We start from the raw sequence: 14,143 nt of genomic DNA, 5'->3' as shown, positions 1-14,143 counted from the left end.
CCCCGTTTCCCGGCAGCTAGAACGCGCCCAGCAAGCCGCGCCGGGCGGCCACCGTGGCCGCCTCGGTGCGGCTTGATACGTTGAGCTTGGTCAAAATATTATTCACGTGGAATTTGACGGTGCCCACCTCGATGCCGGCGCTGCGCGCGATCATCTTGTTGCTCTTGCCTGCGGACAGGTGCAGCAGGATGTCGTGCTCGCGTTTCGACAGGCGGTTCGCGTCGATGCGGCTGGCCTGCTGCGCCGCCAGTTCCGGCGGCAGGTAGTGCCTGCCGGCGGCCACCTGGCGGATGCACTGCGTCAGTTGCAGGAAGCCGGAATCCTTCAGCAGGTAGCCGCGCGCGCCGACGCGCAAGGCCCGGTGCACGCTGTCCTCGCCCTGGTAGCTGGTGAGGATGACGATCTTCGCTTGCGCGTCGTCTGCGCAGATGCGCTCGATCGCCTCGATGCCATGCATCTCCGGCATGTTCAAATCCATCAGCACCACGTCGGGCCGCAGCTCCCGGTACAGCTCCACGGCGGCGAGGCCCGTGCCGGCCTGGCCCAGCAGGCGCAGTCCAGGCAGTGATGCGATCAGCGAAGCCAGGCCGGCCAGGATCAGCGGGTGGTCGTCGGCGATCAAGAGGGTAATCGGCGGATCGGCCGGAGGCGTGGTCATGTCCATGGTTGTCCTCATAACGCTGGCAGGGTGAAGTGGAAGACGCTGCCGTGGGGTGCGCCGGGCGCATGCCACAGGCGCCCGCCATGCGCGTCGACGATGCGGCGGCAGATGGCCAGGCCCATGCCCATGCCGTCCGGCTTGCTGGAATACAGGGCGTCGTACAGGCGGCCGGCTGCCTGCGGCGCGATGCCGGCGCCATTGTCGGCGATGCTGAAATGCTGCACGCCCCCATCGAGGCGCGAGGACAGCAGCACCGTGCGCGGCCTGCCGCTGGCGCCCTGCAGGGCTTCGATGGCGTTCATCAGCAGGTTCAGGAGGACTTGGCGGAATTGCACCGGGTCGGCGTGCAGCAGCGGGCGGCCAGGTGCCAGTTGCGTTTCCAGGTGGATGGCGTGGCGTTGCAGCGGTGCGCGCAGCAGCGGCAGCAGATCCTGCACAGCGTCGTCGGCCACAAAATGATCGTGGCTGCCCGGCGTCTTGCAGGCCAGGCCATGCACGCTGCGCAGCACGGCGCTGGCATGGCTGCCGGCGCTGGCGACCAGGGCCAGCGCCGCGCGCGCCTCGTCGAGGCGGGGCGGATCGTGGTCGAGCCAGCGCAAGGCGGCATCGGCATTGAGCGCGATGGCCGCCAGCGGCTGGCGCACCTCGTGCGCGACCGATGCGGCAAATTCACCCATGCCGTCCATGCCGCCCATGTGCTGCGCGTGCGCCAGGCCGGCGTCTTGCTTCTGAGGGAAATAATGCATGCTGGCCATCGCCGTGCTCCTGTCGCTGTCGCGGCGTATGCCGCATTGCAACAAGTATGCACGCGCCGTCAGGCAAGGCAGTTATACGAATGGGGGAGGCGGGCGGTTTTTTTATGCGGCGGAGGCGATAAACACCGCCGGGCAGGCCGGCGGTGCGGGGAGCGAAGAACGGATCAGGACTTGATAAAGGCCAGCAAGTCTTCGTTCAGGCGGTCCTTGTGGGTGGCCGGCAAGCCGTGCGGCGCACCTTCATAGATGACCAGCTTGGCGTTCTTGATGAGCTTGGCCGCGGCCTTGCCGGAAGCGTCGATCGGCACGATCTGGTCGTCGCCTCCGTGCACGACCAGGGTCGGCACGGAGATTTTCTTCAGGTCGGCCGTGAAGTCCGTCTCGGAAAATTGCTTGATGCAATCGTAGGCGTTCTTGATGCCGCACTGCATGCCCTGCAGCCAGAAGGTGTCGCGCATGCCTTGCGACACTTTGTTGCCGGGACGGTTGGCGCCGAAGAACGGCACGGTCAGGTCCTTGAAGAATTGCGAACGGTCGGCCAGCACGCCGGCGCGGATGCCGTCAAACACGGACATCGGCAAGCCGCCCGGATTGGTGTCCGACTTGACCATCTGCGGCGGCACGGCGCCCACCAGCACGGCCTTGGCCACGCGTTTTTCGCCATGGCGGCCGATATAGCGCGCCACTTCGCCGCCGCCCGTCGAATGGCCGACCAGGGTCGCGCCCTTGATGTCGAGCGCGTCGAGCAGGGTGGCCAGGTCGTCGGCGTAGGTATCCATGTCATTGCCCTGCCATGGCTGGCTGGACAGGCCGTGGCCGCGGCGGTCATGCGCGATCACGCGGTAGCCGTGGCTGGCCAGGAACATCATCTGGTCTTCCCAGGCGTCGCCCTGCAATGGCCAGCCGTGACTGAAGACGACGGGCGTGCCCGTGCCCCAGTCCTTGAAGTGGATGACGGTGCCGTCCTTGACGGTGACGCTGTTGACGGTGAGCTTGCCCGGTGCGGTGGCGGCAGCGGCAGGCTTGGCGGCGGCGCTGGCGCCACCGGCGGCCAGCAGGCCCGCACCGGCGGCGACACCGGCGACGCTGACGAGCAGCTTGCGGCGGGAAGTGACTTCTTCGGCTTCGATTTTCTTCGACATGATGCATTTCCTTCGGGGATGGGGGAGGGAGGCCGGTTACGGCCTGGACCAGTGATGGCATCGGCCAGTTTAGGCCTTCGCGCGCGCCGGCGCCTCTGCCAAAAGACCAGTCGCGCCCACGTGTCCGCCTGCCTATGATGGCTGGCAGCGGCGCGCCGCGCCGACTGGCTTTCCCACTGGAGCGATCATGAAGAAAAACTGGATGGCGGCGCTGGCCGGCCCCTTTTTACCCGATGCGGGTATGCTGTTTGCGCGCCTGACGGGCGCGCTGCTGGTGCTGCACGTGCACGGGCTGCCCAAGCTGCTGCATTTTTCCGATGAACTGGCGCACATCGACGACCCGCTGCACCTGGGCCGCGCCGTCACCCTGTACTGCGCCCTGTTCGCGGAAATTGTCTGCCCGCTGCTGGTCGCCGCCGGCTTGCTGACACGCCTGGCCTGCCTGCCATTGCTGTTCCTGCTGGGCGTGTCCATGCTGCTCGTGCACCCGGACTGGAGCATCGCCGACGGCCAGTTCGGCTGGCTGCTGATCATCGTCTTTGGCACCATTGCCATCAGCGGCGCTGGACGCTATTCGCTCGATGCGCGGTTGCGCCTGCGTGCTTGACTCAGGTATTGGCATGCATACCAGTTTCATGGTCCAAATATAATTTCTTATTTTTAATGCCACGATGCCGTTTATCTGGATACAATATTCAGGTGCCGTTGTCATTTCGTCGGGCTTTATTTCAATGAATGGGAGTTGGCGGACCATGAAGACATTTGTAATCACCACTTTGGGGACCGCCACGGGCAGCCTTCTCTATACAGGCCTGATGAGCGATACGCATGCATTCGACTGGCACCGTGCCGTCTTTGTAGGCGTGTTTTGTGGTATATGCTCGGCCATATGGCCAGGGAAGAAAACCGACCAAAAAACTCCCTGAAAGCCTGCCTGGCAAGTAACCGTTGTTGGTTACCAGGAGCAGATGGTGTGGTTTTTATCTTGATAAGAAGAGGTGCACCGTGTCGTCGAAATCCTTCTTTCCGATGGCCGCGGCGCTCTTTGCCGCCGCTGCAGCCGCTGGCGCAAGTCAGCCGTGCGCCCCTGTCGTATCCGTTCAGTACAACGTCAGCGAAAGTTTGCCCGAGCAGTTGATGACTCTCATCACGACTCCGCTTGAACAGTCTTTTTACAAGCTCGAGCGCGTAGCGCAAGTCAATTCCAGCACCAGCCATGGAAGCGTTGAGATAGAAATTCAATTCGATGGCGTAACATCCGAACAGGATTTAACGCGGGTCATTCGTCAAGTTGAACAGCTCAATTTTAGCGGCAGGGTCCACGTCATTTCTCGAGCCATCTTGCTTCGGCCACGTCGTCTGACGCACGCTGCCACTCCCCTGCAACCTTGACAGGCAAGGGTTTATATCAATGTCAACGCCATTTTTTAAAATTTTGCTAGCGGTGGTTTCCGGGGGCGCCTGCTGGGTCGTTAACCTGCCTGCAAATGCGCAATTTGTTAAAGACACAGGATTTGGCCAGCAGGCTTCCAGCATCGATGGCAGCATTGGCGCAAGTTGCCGGAAACCAGTTTACCCGCGTGCCGCGCAGCTTAAACAAGCAGAAGGCACAGTCACTTTGAGCTTTTTGATAGGCGTCAACGGAATGGTTTTGGATGCCAAGGTGAAAAAATCAAGCGGCAATGCGGATTTGGATGATGCTGCGTTGATTTCCTTGTCTAAATGTCGATTTGAACCTGCCGTCATCGATGGAAAAACGGTTGAGGCTTGGTCCTATATCCAATATGTATGGAGTCTTGAAGAGACAGGTTTCTGATATCGGAACGCCTGGCCCATCGTCCTTGCTATAGGAAGCAGCCGTTCGCACCGTGGTTTCTTTCTTCGATGGATGCCGTCGTTGCGCGTGTGACTGGTGCCGGTGAGGACGATGCGGATCACAACACGCGTTCTCTTCGCTGCGCACGCCGGCCAGGCCTGCCAAACTCACCTCCATCCCCGCCCGCCCCACCAGGCCGGCGGGGATTGTTATTTCTGACAGGCATTTAAGTCTGCGCTTCAAGGTGTGGCAGCGCACGGTGGCGCGGGGCGGACGCAGTTAAGGTAGTGCCAACAGCTTGCTGCTGATCCACTGTTTGATATGGCTCAGCCCGGCAGCGTTTAGCCGCTTCTTTTTCCCCGAAGCGAGGAGAATCATGATTCGGTCACGGCATCGAGCATGGTTGAAATTATTCACTGTTAAAGGAAACCATCATGAACGCGATTGAAAAAACCAGCTCCGATATGAATGGCACCGCCCAGGATACTCGCCAGGATTTGCACCGTACCATCGACAAGGTGGCAAGCCAGGCCCAGCCCCTGGCCGACAAGGTGGCCACGCGCGCCCATGACAGCGTGGACCAGGTGGGTGAACGCCTCGGCCAGGTCAGCGACAGCGTCAACAAGGCTTCCGAACGCCTGATGGCACGCGGCAAGCAATTGGGTGCCGCCTGCCAGCGTGCCGGCGAAACGGGCCGCGGTTATGTGCGCGAACGCCCGGCCGTGTCCCTGCTGATCGCGGCAGCGGCCGGTTATGGCCTGTCGAAATTGCTGGGTTCGCGTAGATAAGTTCTGCGCCTTCCTGGAAGGTACTGTCGTGGGCGCTGTTCCCTTCGCCGTCATGGCGGGGCGGGCCGGCGCCCACGCGCACAAGGTACAAAGTAGTAGCAAGCAGTAAAGGAGAGTGATGATGCGCTCCATTTTGTTGTGGTTGATCGGCATACCTATTCCCATCATTATTTTGATTGCCCTGTTCGTGCGCTGAATGAGGGAGTTGTAGCGTTACTTCCCGGGGCAGACTACTCACAGGAGATGTAATGGCTACCAACAAGAAAACGCCGTCCACGGACGGTGCCGGTTCCGTATTGAGCAGCATGTCCGGCCCATCCGACAGCAATGCGCCGCACAGCCTGGGCGCGGACAATGACGTGACCCGTGCGCTGCTGCAAAAGACGGCCGCCGGCCAGCAGTTGTCCGCCGCCATGGCGGTCAATCCCAAGGAAGATGGCCAGTATGGCGACGCGGCGCGCACACCGGTCGAAGGCGTGCATGTGGCAACGGGCGAACCGCTGGCCACGGCCAGCACCACGGGAGAAACGACAGCGTCTCCTAAGACGGGCGATGGCCAGCCCGCGCTGGGTGACAATGCGCTGAATAGCTCGCTGGATCACGCCCGCAGCGACGACAGCGGCTGCGTGCTGACGACGAACCAGGGCGTGCCCGTGGGCGACAATCAGAATTCCTTGAAGGCGGGCTTGCGCGGCCCCACCCTGATGGAAGATTTCATCCTGCGTGAAAAGCTCACGCATTTCGACCATGAACGCATCCCCGAGCGCGTCGTGCATGCGCGCGGTTCGGCCGCCCACGGCTATTTCGAATGCTACAAGGAACAAAGCAAGCTGACGCGCGCCGCGCCGTTCGCCAAGGCGGGCAAGCGCACGCCCGTCTTCGTGCGCTTTTCCACGGTGGCCGGCGAACGCGGTTCGACCGATACGGCGCGCGACGTGCGCGGCTTCGCCGTGAAGTTTTATACGGACGAGGGCAACTGGGATTTGGTAGGCAATAACATCCCCGTCTTCTTCATCCAGGATGCGATGAAATTCCCCGACGTGGTGCACGCCGTCAAGCCCGAGCCGCACCACGGCATGCCGCAGGCGGCCAGCGCGCACGACACCTTCTGGGATTTTGCGTCGCTGTCGCCGGAAATCACGCACATGCTGATGTGGGTCATGTCGGACCGCGCCATCCCGCGCAGTTACCGGATGATGCAGGGCTTCGGCGTGCACACCTTCCGCCTCGTCAATGCCAAGGGCCAGTCCGTGTTCTGCAAATTCCACTGGTCGCCGATGGCCGGCACGCATTCGCTCGTGTGGGACGAGGCCGTCAAGATCAGCGGCGCCGATTCCGACTTCCACCGGCGCGACCTGTGGGAAGCCATCGAGTGTGGCGAGTATCCCGAATACGAGCTGTCCTTCCAGGTTTTCACGGAAGCGCAGGCGGAAGCGTTTCCCTTCGACGTGCTCGACCCGACCAAGCTGATTCCCGAAGAAGTCGTCCCTCTGATCCCCGTCGGAAAAATGGTCCTGAACCGCAATCCCGACAATTTTTTTGCCGAGACGGAGCAGGTGGCCTTCTGTACGGCGCACATCGTGCCCGGCATCGATTTCAGTAACGACCCGCTGCTGCAGGGGCGTATCCATTCCTATGTCGATACCCAGCTGACGCGCTTGGGCGGTCCGAATTTCCACGAGATTCCCATCAATGCGCCGCTGGCGCCCGTGCATAACAACCAGCGCGACGGCATGCACCGCCAGGCCATCAACCGGGGCCGTGTCGCGTATGAACCGAACTCGCTGGCGGGCGGCTGTCCGTTTCAGGCGGGCACCAAGGGTTTCAACAGTTTTCCTGCGTCCGCCGAAGGCGACAAGGTACGCGGCAAGCCCGAGAAGTTCGCCGAGCATTATGGACAGGCGCGCCTGTTCTGGATCAGCCAGACGCCTATCGAACAAGAGCACATTGTGCATGCGTTCCGCTTTGAACTGAGCAAGGTGCAGACGGTGGCCATCCGCCAGCGCATCGTCGCCATGCTGCGCAATGTCGACGAGACCCTGGCGCAGCGCCTGGCCGATGGCCTGGGCCTGGCGCTACCGCCCGTCATGCCGCGCGCTTCCCTGGATCCGCTGCCCGCGTATCCGCCATCGCCAGCCCTGTCGCTCTTTTTCCGCCCTGGCAAGACGGGCATCCATACCCGGCGCGTGGCAATCCTGGTGGGGCCGGGCAGCGATGGCGCGCAGGTGCGCAGCATCTATGCCTCGCTGCTGGCCGATGGCGCCGCGCCGCGCTTGGTAGGCAGCCACCTGGGCAAAGTCGATACGAGCGGCGGCGCGCCGCTGGACGTGGAAATCTCGCTCGAAGCAGGGCCGGGGGTATTGTTCGACGCCGTCGTGGTGCCCGACGGCCAGGGCGCCGTGCAGCAGCTGGGCAGCGACGCCAACGCGCTCGACTTCCTGCGCCTGCAATACCGCCACTGCAAGCCGATGCTGGCTATCGGCGTTGGCAAGGACTTGCTGGACAAGGCGGGCGTGCCGGTGACCCTGCCCGACGGCAAACCCGATCCCGCCATCATCGTCGCGCCTTCCGGCGACCTAGCGAAAGCCGTGGCTGCGTTCAAGAAAGCGCTGGCCGCGCACCGGGCGTTTGCGCGCGAGACGGATCCGCCGCGGGTGTGAGTGACTGCGTCTGCACAGGGGCCGGATCCGCCGGCCCCGCTGCATACCCTGTTTGCGTTTCGTGCGCAACGCCCTGCAACAATGTAAACAATAAAAACGTCCCGCGGTGATATGCTGCTGACTAGAACTGTTCATTTGCAACTATTTCTATAACAGCAGCAAGGAACGGCTTCAGCAAACCGGATCGCGATTACCGCATGGACAAGTACACACCTCGCACCTGGGGGCCGGGCGAACGCCCGACCTTGCCCGGGTCGCCATCGATGCCCGAACATTCGACGCCCAAGCGTGTCGCGTATTTCATCGTCGGCCTGATCGTCGCGCTGACGGGGGGACTGGGCAACGGCCTGGTGACGGCCAATTTGCTGAACCTGCAAGGTTCGCTGGCCGCCTATGCCTACCAGATGCAGTGGCTGCCGGCCGCCTATGTGATGACCATCGTTTCCATGAATCTGCTGCTGGTGAAGTTCCGCCAGCAGTTCGGCCTGCGCCTGTTTACGGAAGCGTTCCTGGTGCTGTATGCGCTGGTGACGTTCGCCCACTTGTATGCCAATACCTTGCCGTCGGCGATCGCCGTGCGCGCCGCGCATGGCATGGTGGGCGGCGCGCTTGGGGTGCTGGGGCTGTACTACACCTTGCAGGCGTTTCCCGCACGGCACCGCCTGAAGGGCGTGGTACTGGGCCTGGGTTTTGCCCAGCTGGCGCTGCCCCTGGCGCGCATTTTTACTTCCGAACTGCTGCAGATCGGCGAATGGCACGGCTTGTACCTGTTCGAACTGGGACTGGCCCTGCTGGCGCTGGGCTGCGTGCTGGCCCTGAAGCTGCCGCCCGGCGACCGGGTGCAGACGTTCGAGCCGCTCGATTTCCTCACCTTCATCCTGTTCGCGCCCGGCGTGGCGCTGCTGTGCGCCGTGCTGGCGCAGGGGCGCACGGCGTGGTGGATGGAGTCGGAGTGGGTGGGCGTGTGCCTGGCGTGCTCCATCGTGCTGATCGCCGCCTCGCTGGCCATCGAACATAACCGCGCGCGCCCGCTGCTTAACACGCGCTGGCTCACGACGGGCAAGATCGCCAAGCTGTTTTTATCGGTGCTGCTGTTTCGCATCGTGCTGTCCGAATCGACGGGCGCCGTCGGCTTTCTGCAGGCGCTGGGCCTGAACACGGACCAGATGCAGAACCTGTTCGTCGTGGTGCTGCTGGGCAGCGTGGCGGGCCTGGTGGTCAGCGCGCTGACGATCAATCCGGCCACCCTGAACCGCTCGCTGATGTTCGCGCTGCTGCTGATCGCTGCCGGCGCCCTGATCGACGCGCACGCCACCAGCCAGACGCGCCCCGTCAACATGTATGTAAGCCAGTTCCTGCTGGCCTTTGGCGGCACGTATTTTCTCGGTCCCACGATGGTGGCGGGCATGGGCGCCGTGATCGCCGAACCGCGCAACCTCGTGAGCTTTTCCGTGATGTTTACCATGACGCAGAACCTGGGCGGTCTGCTCGGTGCGGCCATCGTCGGCACCATCCAGACGGCGCGCGAAAAATACCATTCCAGCTACCTGGTCGAGCACCTGAGCATGCTGGATCCGCAGGTGGCGGCGCGCGTGCAGTCGGGTGCCGCAAGCTATGGCGGCGTGCTGATGGACCCCGCCTTGCGCAGCGCCCAGGGCGTGGCGCGCCTGGGCGCCATCGCCACGCGCGAAGCCAATGTGCTGGCCTATAACGACGTTTTTTTGATGATCGCCGGCGTCGCCATTGCCACCCTGATCTGGATGCTGGTCAGCCAGTCCTGGACCCGCATCACCACCGGCGCGCGCCGCCTGGTCGGCCCCGTGCGCGATGCGCAGACGGCCATGGCCATCGTCCCCATTACCAATTCGGAACCGAGCAATGACAGAAAATAATACTCCGCCACCAGCACCGACAACGCCCGCAGCCGCGACCACGCCGGCGCCAACCACTTCCACGGCGCAGCCGGACCGGCGCCACCAGTGGCTGTCCGCGCTGGCCTTTGCCGCCGTGGCCCTGGTGGGCGTGCTGATCGTGCTGTACGCGTGGCGTCTGCCGCCGTTCACGAGTCCCATCGTGACGACGGAAAACGCCACCGTGCGCGGACAGGTGACCATCATCGGCACACAGCTGTCGGGCTATGTGGTGGAAGTGACGGTGCAGGATTTCATGGACGTCAAGGAAGGCCAGCTGCTGGTGCGTATCGACGACCGCATCTACCAGCAGCGCTACGAGCAGGCGCAGGCCCAGCTGGCCGCGCAGCAGGCGGCGCTGTCGAACTGGGCGCAGCAAAAGGCCAGCGCACAGGCGGGCATTTCCGTCAGCGAGGCCGTGATGGCGAATGCGGAAGCGCAGGCGCGCAAGGCCAGCGCCGACCTCAATCGCGTGGAACAGCTGGTGGCCGATGGCTCGCTGTCGCAGCGCGAACATGACCAGTCGCGCGCCACGCAGGCGCAGATGGCGGCGGCGCTGGCGCAGGCGCGCGCCAATCTCGACATCGCCCAGCAAAGCGTGCATAGCGTGGTGGTCAACAAACAGGCGCTGGAAGCGGCCGTGGCCAATGCGCAGGCGGCCGTCAAGGCGGCCAAGATCGACCTCGATAACACGCGCATCGTGGCGCCATCCGATGGCCAACTGGGCCAGGTGACGGTGCGCCAGGGCGCATACGTGAATTCGGGCGCGCAGCTGATGGCGCTGGTGCCGCGACAGATGTGGGTGATCGCCAATTTCAAGGAAACGCAGATGAACGGCGTGCAGGAAGGGCAAAGCGCCACTTTCCACGTCGACGCGCTCGACGGCGCCGTGCTGACGGGCCAGGTGGAGCGCATTTCGCCGGCCACCGGTTCCGAGTTTTCCGTGCTGCCGGCCGATAACGCGACGGGCAACTACCTTAAAATCGCCCAGCGCATTCCCGTGCGTATCCGCATCGATCCGGGGCAGGCGAATGCGCGCCGGCTCGTGCCCGGCATGTCGGTGGTGGTCAGCGTCGATACGTCTGCCGTGCTGAACGACTCGGCGGACAATCCGGCGCCGCCACCGCCGCCGAAGAAGGCCAAGCCATGAAGCGCCGTTTCCTGCTGATGGCCGGCGCGCTGGCGCTGGCCGGTTGCGCCGCCAACGCGCCACCGCAGCCTGCGTCGGCACTGCAGCTGCCATCCGGCTGGCGCGCGCAAGCGGCCGGTGCGCCTGCGGCGACCGAGGCCCATGTCGAGCAGTTGTGGTGGCAAGCCTTTGGCGACCCGGTCTTGAGTGACCTGGTGGGCGAGGCGCTGGCGCGCAATGGCGACTTGCGCGTGGCGCGCGCCCGCTTGCAGGAATACCGCGCGCGCCTGGCGCAGGCCGACGCCAACCGCGCACCCAGCCTCGCCTTCGACGGTTCGCCCACGCGTACGCGCACCCTGGCGTCCAGCGGCAAGCCGTATGTGACGAATGTCTTCCAGGCGGAACTGCAGGCCAGTTATGAGATCGATGTGTGGGGCCGGCTGGCGAGCCTGAGCGATGCGGCGGGCGAGAGCTACCGCGCCGAGCAGGCGAGCCTCGATGCGGCGGCCCTGTCGATCGCCGCCAGCGTGGCGACCGCTTACCTGAATCTGCGGGGACTCGACGCGCAGCTGGCGCTCACGCAATCGACCCTGCAGCTGCGGGAACAGTCGCGCGAGCTGGCGCGCAAGCAGTTCGAAGTGGGCTACAGCTCGCGCCTGGAATGGCTGCAGGCGCAATCGGAATACCATGCGGCGGCCGAACAGGTGCCGCAGCTGCAGCGGCAGATCTTCGAACAGGAAAACGCGCTGGCCATCCTCGTCGGCGGCAATCCCGGTCCCATCGCGCGCGGCTTGCCGCTGGCCGAGCTGGCGGCGCCCGACGTGCCGGCCGGACTGCCATCCGAATTGCTGCGCCGGCGGCCCGACATCGCGCGTGCGGAACACAACCTGGCGGCCGCCAACGCCAGCCTGGCCGCCACGCGCGACCAGCTGCTGCCCTCGTTCAAGCTGACGGCCGTCGGCGGCGGGCAAGCCACGACCCTGACCGATTTTCTGCATGCACCGACCGCCCTGTGGCGCCTGACGGCGCTGGCGGCCGGCCCCCTGTTCGATGGCGGCCGGGTGCAGGCGCAGACGGATGCGGCGGGCGCCCAGCGCGACCAGCTCGTGTACACATATGAAAACGTGGTGCGCAATGCCTTCGCCGAAACGGAGAACAGCCTGGGCGCCATCTACCGGCTGCGGCAGCAAGCCGTGGAAAACGATGCGCGCCGCGCCACGGCGGCCGACACTTTGCGCATCGCGCACAACCGCTACCGCAACGGCTACGCCTCCTACCTGGAAGAACTCGACGCCCAGCGCACCCTGTACAGCGCCGACGTGGGGCTGCTGCAGCTGAAGACGCGCATCCTCGTCGCCTCGGTCGACCTGTACCGCGCCATGGGCGGCGGCTGGTCGGCCAAGGCGCAATAGGCGCGTGTGCACGGCGCGGCCAGTGTAATATTCTGAGCAGGGAAAGCGGCGGCATGGTGCCGGCTGCTCCCATCACGAACGAGGTCGCAGCATGACGATTTTTGGCATAGGCATCCACATCCTGATCGCGGTATTTTTTGCGATCCACGTGGTGCGCAACGGGCAGCAGCTGTACTGGCTGCTCATCTTATTCATGTTCCCGCTGCTGGGCAGCGTGGTGTATTTCTTCGCCATCTACCTGCCCAATTCGCGCCTGCCGCAAGGCGCGCGCAAGGTTGCGTCGGTGGCCGTGCAGGTACTCGATCCGAACCGCGAATTGCGCGAGGCGAAAGCGGCCTTTGAGTACACGCCGACGGCGCAAAACCAGATGCGTCTGGCCAGCGCGCAGCTCGAAGCGGGCAATGCAAAGGAAGCGGCATCGACGTACGAAGCCTGCCTGCAGGGAGCTTTTGCATCGGACCTGGAAATTCGCCTCGGTGCGGCGCGTGCCTACCTGGAGTGCGAACGGGGCGCCGAGGCCTTGACGCACCTCGAATTCATCCGCCGCACGGATATGCATTTCCGTCCCGAGATGGTGTCCCTGCTGACGGCGCGCGCGCTGGCGCAAAGCGGGCGCCAGGTGGAAGCAAAGGCGGAATTCGACGATGCGCTGACGCGCTACAACAGCTTCGAGTGCCGCGCGGAGTGCGCGATCTGGGCGCTGCGGCAGGGCGACAAGGTATTGTCGGAACGCCTGCTGCTCGATATCGACAGCGCTATGGCCCGCTGGAGCAGCCATACGCGTGCCATGTATGCGCCGCTGCTGGCGCGCCTGGAAGCGGCGCGCAAGTAGCTGGCTTACGTGGGGTCAGACCCGGCGGGTCTGACCCCATTAGACGCCCGGCACCGTGTTCTTCCCTTCAATCAGTTTATATCCCTTGCCATCGAAGCCGTAGCGCGCGTGGTTGTTCAGGGGCGTGGCGATGCGCGGCGGGTCTTCGTCGGGCTTGACCGTGACGCCAGGCTTGATCTTCTCGGAGGCGCCCTTGAAATCGATCAGCAAGTCATCATAGGCGCCGCCATTGCGCGCCGGCGCGAAGCGCCAGTTCCCCTTGACCATCCAGCACTCGTCCGTCTCGGGCCCGCAGGCGCCCATATTGTCCGAATACAGGTCGATGGCGCCATCGAGTGAGGTGACCTTGCCGTCGCCGATTTCAAACAGGGCCAGTTGCGTGATGGTGTAGCCCTGGCCCGTATAGCCATGGCGGATCGCCAGTCCCGGCTTGTTCGCGCCCAGCATCACCCAGTGGACTTCTCCGAGCTGCCCCGACGAACCCAGGGCGGCGATGTTTTCCAGGCGTTTCACGACTTGCCACTGGCCGTCTTCCGGCTGGCCCTTGGGCGCCAGGAAAAAGACATTCAGCAGCCCCGGCGAAGCATGCGCCGATTCGGCCGTGCCTTCCGTGTTGGCCGTTTCCGCATTCGCCACCAGGATGGCGCTGCCATCGGGCAGCAGCTTGTGGCTGACGGCACTGACCACGTAACTGAGCTTGTCGATGTGGTTATCGGGATCAGGCAGGTCGGCCAGCGCATCTTCGCTGTCGCTGCGGTAGTCCTTGCCGAAGACGGCGCGCATCATGCCCACTTCACGCTCGCGTGCCTGGGGCGTGTTCATCGCTTCCGTCCTCGGTGCGGTGGCGGATGGCGGCGGCACGTGTTCGGCCGATGCGGTGTCTGCTGCGGCAGCGGCAGCGGGGACTTCGGTGACCACGTCAGCTGCCAGGTCGGCGCTGGCGGGGGCGGTCTTGTCCGAGCAGGCGCCGAGCAGCGCGGATGCCATCAGCAGGACGAGCGGGGTGCGGTAATTCATAGGCAGGGCAGATTGCGTTCA

14 protein-coding genes are annotated in these 14,143 nt (G+C 64.1%); 10 read left to right on the top strand and 4 right to left on the bottom strand.

Features of this window, described 5'->3' with window-relative positions:
- Positions 1–16: 16 nt before the first annotated feature.
- Entirely contained in the window at positions 17–658 is a 642-nt protein-coding gene (locus KO538_RS06310) for a response regulator transcription factor (protein WP_219327793.1), read from the bottom strand.
- A gap of 14 nt (positions 659–672) precedes the next feature.
- Positions 673–1,416, bottom strand: a complete 744-nt coding sequence (locus KO538_RS06305) for a sensor histidine kinase (RefSeq protein ID WP_219327792.1) — start codon at positions 1,414–1,416, stop codon at positions 673–675.
- Here KO538_RS06305 and KO538_RS06300 point away from each other — a divergent pair.
- On the top strand, positions 1,406–1,591 hold the full coding sequence (locus KO538_RS06300) for a hypothetical protein (protein WP_219327791.1): 186 nt from the start codon (positions 1,406–1,408) through the stop codon (positions 1,589–1,591). The genes KO538_RS06305 and KO538_RS06300 overlap by 11 nt on opposite strands.
- On the opposite strand, the gene KO538_RS06295 is transcribed toward KO538_RS06300, so the two are convergent.
- Entirely contained in the window at positions 1,581–2,558 is a 978-nt protein-coding gene (locus KO538_RS06295; RefSeq protein ID WP_219327790.1) for an alpha/beta fold hydrolase, read from the bottom strand. The genes KO538_RS06300 and KO538_RS06295 overlap by 11 nt on opposite strands.
- A gap of 187 nt (positions 2,559–2,745) precedes the next feature.
- Between KO538_RS06295 and KO538_RS06290 the strand changes: the two genes are divergently transcribed.
- The 9 genes from KO538_RS06290 (at position 2,746) to KO538_RS06250 (ending at position 13,105) form a co-directional block, all read left to right on the top strand.
- Positions 2,746–3,165 carry a DoxX family protein gene (locus KO538_RS06290; protein ID WP_217653682.1) on the top strand — a complete coding sequence of 140 codons (420 nt, stop codon included), beginning with the start codon at positions 2,746–2,748 and terminating at the stop codon, positions 3,163–3,165.
- Between the two features lie 398 nt (positions 3,166–3,563).
- Positions 3,564–3,950 (top strand): hypothetical protein, encoded by a 387-nt coding sequence (locus KO538_RS06285; protein WP_219327789.1) that lies wholly within the window; start codon positions 3,564–3,566, stop codon positions 3,948–3,950.
- A gap of 19 nt (positions 3,951–3,969) precedes the next feature.
- Complete coding sequence (locus KO538_RS06280) at positions 3,970–4,374, top strand: energy transducer TonB (RefSeq protein WP_219327788.1); 405 nt, start codon at positions 3,970–3,972, stop codon at positions 4,372–4,374.
- Between the two features lie 434 nt (positions 4,375–4,808).
- Positions 4,809–5,162 (top strand): YqjD family protein, encoded by a 354-nt coding sequence (locus KO538_RS06275; RefSeq protein WP_219327787.1) that lies wholly within the window; start codon positions 4,809–4,811, stop codon positions 5,160–5,162.
- Positions 5,163–5,410: 248 nt separating this feature from the next.
- Entirely contained in the window at positions 5,411–7,822 is a 2,412-nt protein-coding gene (locus tag KO538_RS06270) for a catalase (protein WP_307788867.1), read from the top strand.
- Between the two features lie 197 nt (positions 7,823–8,019).
- On the top strand, positions 8,020–9,714 hold the full coding sequence (locus KO538_RS06265) for an MFS transporter (RefSeq protein WP_219327786.1): 1,695 nt from the start codon (positions 8,020–8,022) through the stop codon (positions 9,712–9,714).
- Positions 9,701–10,882 (top strand): HlyD family secretion protein, encoded by a 1,182-nt coding sequence (locus KO538_RS06260; protein WP_070301358.1) that lies wholly within the window; start codon positions 9,701–9,703, stop codon positions 10,880–10,882. Before KO538_RS06265 ends, KO538_RS06260 begins: the two co-directional genes overlap by 14 nt.
- Positions 10,879–12,273: an efflux transporter outer membrane subunit gene (locus tag KO538_RS06255; protein WP_219327785.1), complete on the top strand. Its 1,395-nt coding sequence runs from the start codon at positions 10,879–10,881 to the stop codon at positions 12,271–12,273. Before KO538_RS06260 ends, KO538_RS06255 begins: the two co-directional genes overlap by 4 nt.
- 91 nt (positions 12,274–12,364) lie before the next feature.
- Positions 12,365–13,105: a tetratricopeptide repeat protein gene (locus KO538_RS06250; RefSeq protein WP_034747202.1), complete on the top strand. Its 741-nt coding sequence runs from the start codon at positions 12,365–12,367 to the stop codon at positions 13,103–13,105.
- 39 nt (positions 13,106–13,144) lie between these two features.
- On the opposite strand, the gene KO538_RS06245 is transcribed toward KO538_RS06250, so the two are convergent.
- Positions 13,145–14,122 (bottom strand): hypothetical protein, encoded by a 978-nt coding sequence (locus KO538_RS06245; RefSeq protein ID WP_219327784.1) that lies wholly within the window; start codon positions 14,120–14,122, stop codon positions 13,145–13,147.
- Positions 14,123–14,143 lie beyond the last annotated feature (21 nt).

The sequence above is a fragment of the Janthinobacterium sp. NKUCC08_JDC genome (genome assembly GCF_019345575.1).
GTDB lineage: Bacteria > Pseudomonadota > Gammaproteobacteria > Burkholderiales > Burkholderiaceae_D > Janthinobacterium > Janthinobacterium aestuarii.
The sequence above is the reverse complement of the archived record's forward strand: the minus strand, read 5'-3'. Positions and strand labels throughout refer to the sequence as shown.

Excerpts from the sequence above, each read along its gene's own strand:
- KO538_RS06305 (WP_219327792.1), bottom strand. The coding sequence starts at position 1,416 with ATGGCCAGCATGCATTATTTCCCTCAGAAGCAAGACGCCGGCCTGGCG.
- KO538_RS06265 (WP_219327786.1), top strand. The coding sequence starts at position 8,020 with ATGGACAAGTACACACCTCGCACCTGGGGGCCGGGCGAACGCCCGACC.
- KO538_RS06300 (WP_219327791.1), top strand. The coding sequence starts at position 1,406 with ATGCTGGCCATCGCCGTGCTCCTGTCGCTGTCGCGGCGTATGCCGCAT.
- KO538_RS06295 (WP_219327790.1), bottom strand. The coding sequence starts at position 2,558 with ATGTCGAAGAAAATCGAAGCCGAAGAAGTCACTTCCCGCCGCAAGCTG.
- KO538_RS06280 (WP_219327788.1), top strand. The coding sequence starts at position 3,970 with ATGTCAACGCCATTTTTTAAAATTTTGCTAGCGGTGGTTTCCGGGGGC.
- KO538_RS06275 (WP_219327787.1), top strand. The coding sequence starts at position 4,809 with ATGAACGCGATTGAAAAAACCAGCTCCGATATGAATGGCACCGCCCAG.
- KO538_RS06290 (WP_217653682.1), top strand. The coding sequence starts at position 2,746 with ATGAAGAAAAACTGGATGGCGGCGCTGGCCGGCCCCTTTTTACCCGAT.
- KO538_RS06270 (WP_307788867.1), top strand. The coding sequence starts at position 5,411 with ATGGCTACCAACAAGAAAACGCCGTCCACGGACGGTGCCGGTTCCGTA.
- KO538_RS06245 (WP_219327784.1), bottom strand. The coding sequence starts at position 14,122 with ATGAATTACCGCACCCCGCTCGTCCTGCTGATGGCATCCGCGCTGCTC.
- KO538_RS06250 (WP_034747202.1), top strand. The coding sequence starts at position 12,365 with ATGACGATTTTTGGCATAGGCATCCACATCCTGATCGCGGTATTTTTT.
- KO538_RS06255 (WP_219327785.1), top strand. The coding sequence starts at position 10,879 with ATGAAGCGCCGTTTCCTGCTGATGGCCGGCGCGCTGGCGCTGGCCGGT.
- KO538_RS06260 (WP_070301358.1), top strand. The coding sequence starts at position 9,701 with ATGACAGAAAATAATACTCCGCCACCAGCACCGACAACGCCCGCAGCC.
- KO538_RS06310 (WP_219327793.1), bottom strand. The coding sequence starts at position 658 with ATGACCACGCCTCCGGCCGATCCGCCGATTACCCTCTTGATCGCCGAC.